This is a genomic window from Streptomyces sp. NPDC107581 (assembly GCF_055657175.1).
In genome coordinates, this window is sequence record NZ_JBVKBH010000048.1 from 1 (window position 1) to 9,361 (window position 9,361).

The window sequence follows — 9,361 nt, forward strand, 5'->3', positions numbered from 1 at the left end:
GCCGAGCCGCTTCGCGGTCGCGCGAGCGCGAGCCTGGCACCCCCACCGGAACCCGGGTACGGGCGAGCCTGCCCGACCGACCGAGGGGAGCCCCCTCCCACCGGGCGGAGCCGTGGCGGACGCGCCCGGCGAGGCCGCCGCCGGTGGGGCGGAAACCGCCCCTGACCTGCGGAAAAGTGTGATACAGGTCACCCGCCGAAACCCCTATCCCAGGTGGACCCGGCCACGTAGATAAGGCAGAATTAGTGATGTCGGAAGGGGGTGGCAGCCCCGGACGACAGGCCCTAAACCTTCAACACCAAGGACAACGACGTGACCGAGACCGTCGAGCAGACCATCCCGACCACCTTCCGATTCGAGGACGTCCCGCTCTCCCAGCTCACCGCCCACCCCGGCAACGTCCGTGAGGACCTGGCCGTGACCGACCGGTTCCGCCGGAGCCTCCGCAAGAAGCTGCGGACGCCGCTGCTGGTGACCCCGCAGGCAGACGGTACGTACAAGGTGATCGACGGTCACCGCCGTCTGCTGGTCATGATCGAGGACAAGTGGGAGACCGTCCCCGTCGTGATCGACGACAGCCGGGCCGAGGACGAGGCCGGGCAGTACGTGGACATGGTCACCACCGCCGAACAGCGGGTGGGCCTGAACACGCGGGAGAAGGCCGCCGCCCTCTTCCAGGCGAGCGAGCTGGGGGCCGGGGTCAAGGCCATCGCGACCGAGACCGGGTGGACGCAGAAGGACGTGAAGACCGCCGTGCAGGTGGGACGCGCGGCCAAGACGATGGAGGCGGCCCAGGCCGTCCAGTATGCCTGGACGCTCGACCAGCTCGAAGCGCTGGCCGAGTTCGAGGACGACCCGGAGGCCCTGAAGGAGCTGACCGAGGCGGCGCAGGGCGGGAACTTCTCCTACCGTCTGCGCAGGCTCCGCGACGACCGGGAGGAGACGGCGCGGCTGGCCAAGGAGCGGGCCGAGGCCGTCGCCGCCGGGCTGACCGTCATTGACGAGTACGAGGCCCTGCCGGACAGCGCGACCCGGATTCACGAACTGCGGACCCACGACGGGAAGACGATCAGCGAGGAGGAACACAAGGCGTGCCGGGGGCACGTCGTCGCCCCGGCGCAGTACGGCTCCCACTGGGTGACCTACTGCCTGAAGCCCGCCCTGTACGACCACGCCGTCTACCAGCCGCCCGGCAGCACCACGGCGACCACCAAGGCGGAGGACAAGGAGGCCCGCCAGCGCATCATCCAGGGGAACAAGCACTACAAGGCCGCGACCGCAGCCCGCCGCGAGTGGCTGACTACCTGGATGACCCGCAAGACGTTCCCGCGCGACGCGCAGGTGATCATGGCGCGGTTCGTCGCGGAATCGACCCTGCGCGGCGACGATCTCGGCATCGGTGACATCACCAGCGAGGACGGGACCCGCCTGGTCCGCGAATGGCTCGGCATCGCGGACGCCTCCCGGGCGAACACGATGACGGCCGAGATCCTGGCGAAGGCCGACGCCCGCCGCCTGGCGCTGTTCCCCTTCATGGCGTGCGTCGCGTCGTACGAGAAGACGACCGGTCACAAGGACAACCGGCCCTGGCGCACGGACCGCCAGGGGCTGAGCAGCCACACGCGGAAGCGGATCGGCGCGTACCTCTCCATGCTCGTGCAGCTGGGCCACTCGGCCTCACCGATCGAACAGGCCATCATCGACGGCCAGGAGTACGACGGCACCGAGCACGCGGCGAAGGTCTCCGCCGAGAAGGCGAAGGAGACGGGACAGGAACAGCTCGACTCGAAGTGACCGCAGGGCCGGGAGGGGGAGCCCCCTCCCGGCCCGCGTACGGCAGCGTCGCCCTCACGGGCGGCGCCGCCGTGCGCGGCGCGGTAGCGGACACGCCTGGCGGCGTGGCGGTGTTGGTGGCCCGGTGCGTGCTCGCCGGCCCCGGCCTCCTTCGTCGGCCGGTGCCGTCGGCACCGGGCCGTGGACGCGCCTGGCGGCGCGGCACCTCTTGTTCGTCCCCTTCGGGGCCGGCGGCCGCGCGGCGGCCGGGGTCCGCTGGCGCGGACCAGGCCCTCCTTCGTCGGGCCGAACGGGCGCCCCTGGCGGGGCGGCTGTTCCCGTTCGGGTCCGCTGGCGCGGACCGCCGATCTGTCCGCGTCGGCCGAGGTGGAGTCCGGGCTGCACCTGGTCGTCGTCGGGGAGGTCGTCCGCCTCCGGCGGACGAGTGCCGGTGCCTCCGGCATCGGCAGCGGTGCGGTTCGCTCCGCGAACCGGTGGCAGTGTCGGCGCTTCGCGCCGAGGTGCGGTGCTCCGCGCCGCACGGGGGTGGTCCGCTGCGCTGGACCGGTCTGCAGTGCACGCTTCGCGTGGGGTGTCGTCGCTCCGCGACGACGGCGAAGGGCGCCCCCGCTTCGCGGCGGCGGGCCCGCTGCGCGGGCCGGCCGGACCCATCGGCGCCACCGGGCTGCACCTGGTCGTGGTGGAGAGGGACCGCCTCCGGCGGGGGCCCTTACTCCCAAGGGGCGCGGGCGCGGGGCGAGTTGGGCCCCCGGTGGGTGGCTGGGGTGTGGGGGCGGCCGGGGTCTCCCCTCGGCCGGTCGGGCACCCGGAGGGCTACCCGGAACCCGGCGGGGCCGCCAGGCCGGGCCGCTTCGCGGTCGCTCCGCGAGCCTGGCGGCCCCGCCGGAACCCGGGTACGGGCGAGCCTGCCCGACCGACCGAGGGGAGCCCCCGCCCACCGGGCGGAGCCGTGGCGGACGCGCCCGGCGAGGCCGCCGCCGGTGGGGCGGAAACCGCCCCTGACCTGCGGAAATGTGTGATCCAGATCACCCCCCGAGACCCCTGTTTCAGGTGGACCCCGACCCATGAATAAGGCAGAATTAGTGATGTCGGAAGGGGATGGCAGCCCCGGACGGCGAACCCCGAACCTTCAACACCAGGGAGAGCGTGATGGCGAAGCTGACCAAGGAGCAAGAGCGACTGCACCGCGAGGCGTCGCGGCTGGTCAAGCTGAACCGCGACTTGACGGAGGAGGAGCGGGAAACCGTGCTCGACCACTGGCAGGAGTCCAGCACGACCAGCAACTCCCTGGACGGAGCGTTTTTCACCCCGGAGGATCTGGCGCTCGACCTCCGGCTGGAGGTGAACGGGGAGCGGGTCATCGACCTGTGCGCGGGGATCGGCCGTCTGGCGTGGGCCGTGCAAGACAAGTGGCACAGGAGGTTCGAGGGCAGGCCGCCGCGCGAGGTGGTGTGCGTCGAGAAGAACCCGGCATACGTCGAGGTGGGCCGGAAGGTCGTGCCCGAGGCGCAATGGATCTGCGCGGACGTCTTCACCCTGGACCCGAAGACGCTGGGGCGGTTCGACTACGCGGTGGCCAACCCCCCCTTCGGCCGGGTGGAGCGGAGCGGGAACGGGCCGAGGTACCGAGGCCCGAACTTCGAATTCCACGTCATGGACATCGCGTCGACCCTCGCGCGGAAGGGGGTGTTCCTCGTGCCGCAGATGTCCGCGCCGTTCAAGATCGCGGGAGTCCACAGCTACGAGGAGCAGCGCAGCACCGCGTACGAGCGCTTCCACCGGGAGACCGGATTCACCCTCTGCTCCCGCGTGGGCATCGACACGTCCGCCTACGAGGACGGATGGCGAGGCGTCAGCCCGCGCACAGAGGTGGTGTTCGCGGACTTCGAGGACGCGGAAGAGGGCCTGTTGCCGGTCCCCGCCCCGCGCTTCGTGTCCACCCCCCGAGCCGCCGTGCCCGCGCCCAAGCCGACGGCGACCACGTACGAGTACGAGGAAGCGGCCCTGTTCTGAGACGCCGCCCCGCCCCCGCCGAGCCGGCCGGGGCGGGGCGCCGCCACGGCGGTAGCGGACGCCCCTGGCGGGGCGGCGGTGTTGGTGGCCCGGTGCGTGCTCGCCGGCCCCGGCCTCCTTCGTCGGCCGGTGCCGTCGGCACCGGGCCGTGGACGCGCCTGGCGGCGCGACGACCTGTTGGGCCCCTTCGGGGCCGGCGGCCGCGCGGCGGCCGGGGTCCGCGGGGCGGACCAGGCCCTCCTTCGTCGGGCCGAAGCGGACGCCCCTGGCGGGGCGACGACCTTGTCTCGGGTCCGCTGGCGCGGACCGCCGGTCTGTCCGCTCCGATCAGCGCAGCAGCCGGGCAGCACCGGGTCGTCGGTCGAGGCGAACCCCAATGCCTCCGGCGGGCGCCGGGCCTGCCCAAGGGGTGCGGGGGTGGTGTGCCGCGTGCGGCCCGGTAGGTGGCTGAGGTTGTAGGGGGTGGGCGGGGGTTCCCCTCGGTCGACCGGGCACCCTTCGGGCTACCACCGAACCTGCGGGGGGTGCCAGGCCGAGCCGCTTCGCGGTCGCGCAAGCGCGAGCCTGGCACCCCCCGCAGAACCGGCGGTACGGCGGAGCTGCCCGGCCAACCGAGGGGAACCCCCGCCCACCGGGCGGAGCCGTGGCGGGCCGCCGGGCAAGGCCCGCCCGGAGAGGGCGGAAACCGCCCCTGACCTGCGAAAACGTGTGATGCAGATCACTCGCTCAGACCCTCTTTCCGGGTGGACTCAGGCCCTCAAATAAGGCAGAATTAGTGATGTCGGAAGGGGATGGCAGCCCCGGACGACAGGCCCGAACCTTCAACACGAAAAGGACAGCCCGATGGGGTACAGGAAGATGGCGCCGGACGCCCGGCGAGAACTCGGCAGGCGGCGCACGGCCGAACTGGCGGACCTTCTCCAGGCCGGATACGCCGCTATGGGACGGCGCGACGTATGGGCGGCGGTCATGCGGGCCGGAGCCGTCCACCTGAACCACCGCGGAGCCGTCAACGCCATCGCCATCGGCCTCCAGGCCCCGGAGGCGACGCGCGTACTCGGCTACCGGGCGTGGCAGGACGAGGGGCGGCAGGTCCGCAAGGGTGAGGAGGGCATCCGGATCTGGGGGCCCATGCGAGGGCGACGGGAGGACGAGGCGTCGACGCCGGAGGACCCCGAGCCCCAGGACGAGGCACCGGCGCGCGGGTGGGTCTCGAACGCGGTCTTCGACATCTCGCAGACCGACGGCCCGCCGGTCCCGCCCCGCCCGATCTCCGGCAGTCCCGCCCAGGTGGTCCGCAACCGGCTGATCGCCGCCCTGACCGCCCAGGGTGACCACCGCGCCTTCCTGATCAACGGGGTGCCCGCCGAGGCGATCGACCCGGAGGACGCATCCCGGGCCCTGCTGCTGAAGGTCGCCCGGACCGCCATCGAGTCCACGGCCGGAGTCGACCCCGAGCAGGTCGAGGCCGAAGCGGCAGCCGCCTCCCACGTCGCCGCCCGCATCCTCCGCGTGCCGCCGGGCCCCCTCCTGGTCCCGCCGTCCGCCGGATGGATCACCGCCGATCCGAAGAACCCGCCCGTCAAGGCCAGCGCCGTCCGAGCGATCACGGTGGGCCGCAGCCTCGCGGAGCTGATCGGCGACGTCTGCCCCTGCTGCGACGGCACCCGCCACACGTTCGGCCGCGACCGCGCCGACGCCTGACCGCCCGCCGGGCCGGTGCCGCTCGGCACCGGCCCCCATCCCCCGAGAGGTAGACGTGAACACCGAAGCAGCCCAGACCCCGGCCCCCGCCATCGAGGAGGCTCACCCCCGCACCAGCACCGTGCGGCACCGCACGCTTCCCTTGATCCTCGGAACCGTCACCGGATACGGCACCGACCCCTTCACCGGCGACCGGCTGGTCATGGTCGTCTGGCCCGGCATGGGCAAGCCGGCCGGATACAAGGCGGACGAGATCGCGCAGGAGGCGTGACCGTGCGGCAAGAGGACGTCGAGCGACTGCACGCGGAATCCCGCGTCCACCCCGTGCACGCGCCGGAACGGGACGGCGCCGGAGAAGTCCCCATGATCACGCTGGTCGGGGTGCACGTATCCGCGTACCTTGTCCTGGACCCCGGCGGCGAAGCCCGGATGCGCCTGTCCGTCGACCGGGACGAGGTGGCGCCGGTCGCACTCAACGGTGCGGGAGTCCTGCCGGTCGAGCTGTTGATTGACGAGCAGCGCGTGTGGTGGGGAATCTAGGAACACGCACGTCACAGCGTTGACGCGGCATCCTGAATAAGGCAGAATTAGCAGTGTCGGGAGGGGATGGCAGCCCCTCCCGGCGACAGCCCGAACCTTCAACACCGGGAGACTGCATGTCATACGCAGACGAAGCGGCCCGAATCGCAACCGCCGTGGCCGGTCTGCCCGTCAGGGTCCGCAAGTGGGTGCCGGACGCCCGAGACCCCCGCCGCCGCTTCGCCGGATGGGAGCCCGCCCAGGTCGCCGGTCCGGCCGCCGAAGGCGACTCCCTGGCGTGGGGGATCGAGTACAGCGACGGCCGCGAGGTGTCCGTCCAGTGGCCCGACGTCATGTTCTCCGCCGAGACCTTCCAGGAGGCAGTCAGCCGACTCGCCAGCAGCACCGTATGACCCCCCGCCGGGGGAGAGAGGCAGCTCTCCCCCGGTCCAACCCCGAACCTTCAACACAGGAGTTCACATGACCACGACCCTTGAGCAGATGACCGCCTTCATCGTCGGCGACGCCGATGACGCGGCGCTGGACCACATCATCGAGGCCGTCAACACCCGGCGCGCGGCCGACCGGCGCAAGGCCGAGACCGTCGCCGCCGCCACGGTGACGAAGGGGGCGACGGTCCAGCTCGCCAAGCTCTCCCCCGCGTACCTCAACGGCCTGAAGGGCATCGTCGCCGAGGTCGACCGCCCCCGGCGCGGCAAGCCGCGTGCCACCGTGACGCTCGACGCGGACAGCACGGCCGTCCTGCGCTACAGCGGGAGCCGCAAGTTCTTCGTCGCCCCCGGCGTCACGAACTACGACCTCCACGGCGTCCCGCTCACCTGCTGCGTGACGGTCGAGGCGTCCGCCGCCGAGTAACACCCGCCGCGCGACGCGGCCCGTCCCCCGCCGAGCCGGCCGGGGCGGGCCGCGTCGTGCTGTACGGCGGCGGTAGCGGACGCCCCTGGCGGGGCGGCGGTGTTGGTGGCCCGGTGCGTGCTCGCCGGCCCCGGCCTCCTTCGTCGGCCGGTGCCGTCGGCACCGGGCCGTGGACGCGCCTGGCGGCGCGACGACTTGTTGGGCCCCTTCGGGGCCGGGCCCGCGGGGCGGGCCGCCCTCCTTCGTCGGGCCGAACGGGCGCCCCTGGCGGGGCGGCTGTTCCCGTTCGGGTCCGCTCGCGCGGACCGCCGGGACGTCGCGCCGGCCGGGCGGATTCCGGGCAGCACGCGGTTGTGGTGGAGAAGATGGACGCCTCCGGCGGGCCCTTACTCCCAAGGGGGTGGGGGCTCGTCGCGTGTGTGCGGGCCGGGGAGTGGCTGGGGTTGGGGGGTGGCCGGGGGCTCCCCTCGGCCGGACGGGCACCCTTCGGGCTACCACCGAACCTGCGGGGGGTGCCAGGCCGAGCCGCTTCGCGGTCGCGCAAGCGCGAGCCTGGCACCCCCCGCAGAACCGGCGGTACGGCGGAGCTGCCCGACCGACCGAGGGGAGCCCCCGCCCACCGGGCGGAGTTGTGGCGGAGGCCGCCGGGCAAGGCCCGCGCGGAGGGGGCGGAAACCGCCGCTGACCTGCGGAAAGATGTGATGCAGGTCACCCGTTCGGAGGACTGTTCCAGGTGGACTCAGGCACTCAAATAAGGCAGAATTAGTGATGTCAGAAGGGGATGGCAGCCCCGGACGACAGGCCCGAACCTTCAACACCAGGGAGACGACATGACCACCAGCACCCTCTACCGCACCGGCGGAGTCGTCTCCTTCCACCGCAATGGCCCCCGGGTCGCGGAGGGCCGCGACGTCCCCCTGACCGTGGTCCCGATGCACACCGCCGAACTCCGGCACTACGACTGGTTGGTGGAAGCCCTCCAGGAGGACGGCTACCACGGCAACATCGTGGCCGCCAACGTCTACTTCGCCGACACGGACGCCTTTCTCGGAGCCTTCTTCAGCGACGGCCGCCGGACGCACACCGAGTGGTGGGACGACGTCGTTCTGCACGACCTGGAGTTCGTCGCCGAGGTCCGCACCCCGCAGATCGCCCTGAACTACATGGTCGACCGGTGGAACTGGATGCACGGTCGCGTGCTGCCCGTCCGCGAGCCCCGGGAGGACGACGAGACGCTGGCCAGCCGCCGCAGGGAAGTCCTGAAGGCCCACACGGTGGCGGGCAGCCCCTCCCCGTCCGCCCAGACGCTGGCGGAAGCCATCGCCGCCCAGGAGGCCGCCGCAGCGGAGAAGGCCCGCGCCGAGGCCGCGAAGCGCGCCGCCTACGAAGCGGCGATGCGCAGCAGCGCGTTCGGATTCGACGTCACGCTGGCCGATCCGTACCGGGTCATCGACCTGGCCAAGGCCGGACGACCGGGCCGCTGCGACCACCCCCGCTGCACTCAGCCCGCCCCCGTCGCGATCGAGGCGGACCCGTGGATCAAGCGGGACCCCGCCGACCGCCGCCCCACCCGACGCCGAGCGTGCGCGTTCCACTTCCTGAACGCCATCGACACGGTTTTCGGGTCCTGACACCACCCCGCCCGCCGGGCCCGCCACGGCGGGCCCCCGCACCTTCGACAGAGGAGATCATGATGAGGACCGCAGCGGACGAGACCGAGGTGTACCGGCTGATCCCGCGCCTGAAGACGATCACGGTGAAGGGTGCCGACGTGCAGCCCGGTGACCACCTGTACCAGTACGAGCACCAGGCCGGTGTCCGTGTCGGTGCCATGTGGTGCGGCCGTGTGCCGGGTGGCACGGCATGGGACCGCTACCGGGTGAACTTCCGGGAGGCCGATTTCCCGTGGGGCTACGGCAGCATCAGCCCCCTGGTGGAGTACCCCGTCCAGCGGTCCGGGGTCTACGTCGAGGGGTGGAGCCCCGAGGACTGCGACAAGCGCCGCAACGAGCTGTTCGAGGAGCTGCGGCGGGTCGAGCTCGACGGCGAGGACGCCGAGCTGCGGCCGATCTTCGACCCGGACCGCCGGACCTACTCCGTCCAGCTCTGGAGGGCGGGAGAGCTCGCCGCGACCCACGGCACCACCGATAACTTCCGGTATTCGGAAGAGCCGCTGGAGGCCATCGACGCCTTCCTGAGCGAACAGGGCATCACCCGCGCGATCACGGACGACGAGGCGTTCCGCGTGCGCGCCGGTCTCAAGTACGCCAGGGGCGGCATGGAGTGGGCCGCCTTCACCGGCTGACCGCCACGGCGACGCCCCGCCCCGCCCGAGCCGGCCGGGGCGGGCCGCCGCCGCGGCGGTAGCGGACACGCCTGGCGGCGTGGCGGTGTTGGTGGCCCGGTGCGTGCTCGCCGGCCCCGGCCTCCTTCGTCGGCCGGTGCCGTCGGCACC

Annotated in this window: 9 protein-coding genes; all 9 read left to right on the forward strand. The window is 72.6% G+C overall.

Annotated elements, in window-relative coordinates:
- Positions 1-312 precede the first annotated feature (312 nt).
- The 9 genes from ACZ7P3_RS42355 to ACZ7P3_RS42395 all read left to right on the forward strand — a co-directional run bounded on the left by ACZ7P3_RS42355 (position 313) and on the right by ACZ7P3_RS42395 (position 9,211).
- Positions 313-1,794, forward strand: coding sequence for a ParB/RepB/Spo0J family partition protein (locus tag ACZ7P3_RS42355; protein WP_472090024.1), 1,482 nt, complete (start codon positions 313-315; stop codon positions 1,792-1,794).
- A 1,149-nt stretch (positions 1,795-2,943) separates the two neighbouring features.
- Positions 2,944-3,807, forward strand: coding sequence for a class I SAM-dependent methyltransferase (locus ACZ7P3_RS42360; protein WP_472090025.1), 864 nt, complete (start codon positions 2,944-2,946; stop codon positions 3,805-3,807).
- 843 nt (positions 3,808-4,650) lie between these two features.
- Entirely contained in the window at positions 4,651-5,511 is an 861-nt protein-coding gene (locus ACZ7P3_RS42365; RefSeq protein ID WP_472090026.1) for an ArdC family protein, read from the forward strand.
- Positions 5,512-5,566: 55 nt separating this feature from the next.
- Positions 5,567-5,782 (forward strand): hypothetical protein, encoded by a 216-nt coding sequence (locus ACZ7P3_RS42370; RefSeq protein WP_362165405.1) that lies wholly within the window; start codon positions 5,567-5,569, stop codon positions 5,780-5,782.
- The gene (locus ACZ7P3_RS42375) at positions 5,779-6,051 is read left to right on the forward strand and encodes a hypothetical protein (protein WP_472090027.1); all 273 of its coding nucleotides are present in this window, start codon (positions 5,779-5,781) and stop codon (positions 6,049-6,051) included. Before ACZ7P3_RS42370 ends, ACZ7P3_RS42375 begins: the two co-directional genes overlap by 4 nt.
- A 116-nt stretch (positions 6,052-6,167) precedes the next feature.
- Positions 6,168-6,443, forward strand: a complete 276-nt coding sequence (locus tag ACZ7P3_RS42380; RefSeq protein WP_472090028.1) for a hypothetical protein — start codon at positions 6,168-6,170, stop codon at positions 6,441-6,443.
- Between the two features lie 67 nt (positions 6,444-6,510).
- Positions 6,511-6,906, forward strand: coding sequence for a hypothetical protein (locus ACZ7P3_RS42385; RefSeq protein ID WP_051820480.1), 396 nt, complete (start codon positions 6,511-6,513; stop codon positions 6,904-6,906).
- Between the two features lie 830 nt (positions 6,907-7,736).
- On the forward strand, positions 7,737-8,537 hold the full coding sequence (locus ACZ7P3_RS42390; RefSeq protein ID WP_472090029.1) for a hypothetical protein: 801 nt from the start codon (positions 7,737-7,739) through the stop codon (positions 8,535-8,537).
- Between the two features lie 59 nt (positions 8,538-8,596).
- A complete protein-coding gene (locus ACZ7P3_RS42395; protein ID WP_472090030.1) occupies positions 8,597-9,211 on the forward strand; it encodes a hypothetical protein in 615 nt (204 codons plus the stop codon).
- Positions 9,212-9,361 lie beyond the last annotated feature (150 nt).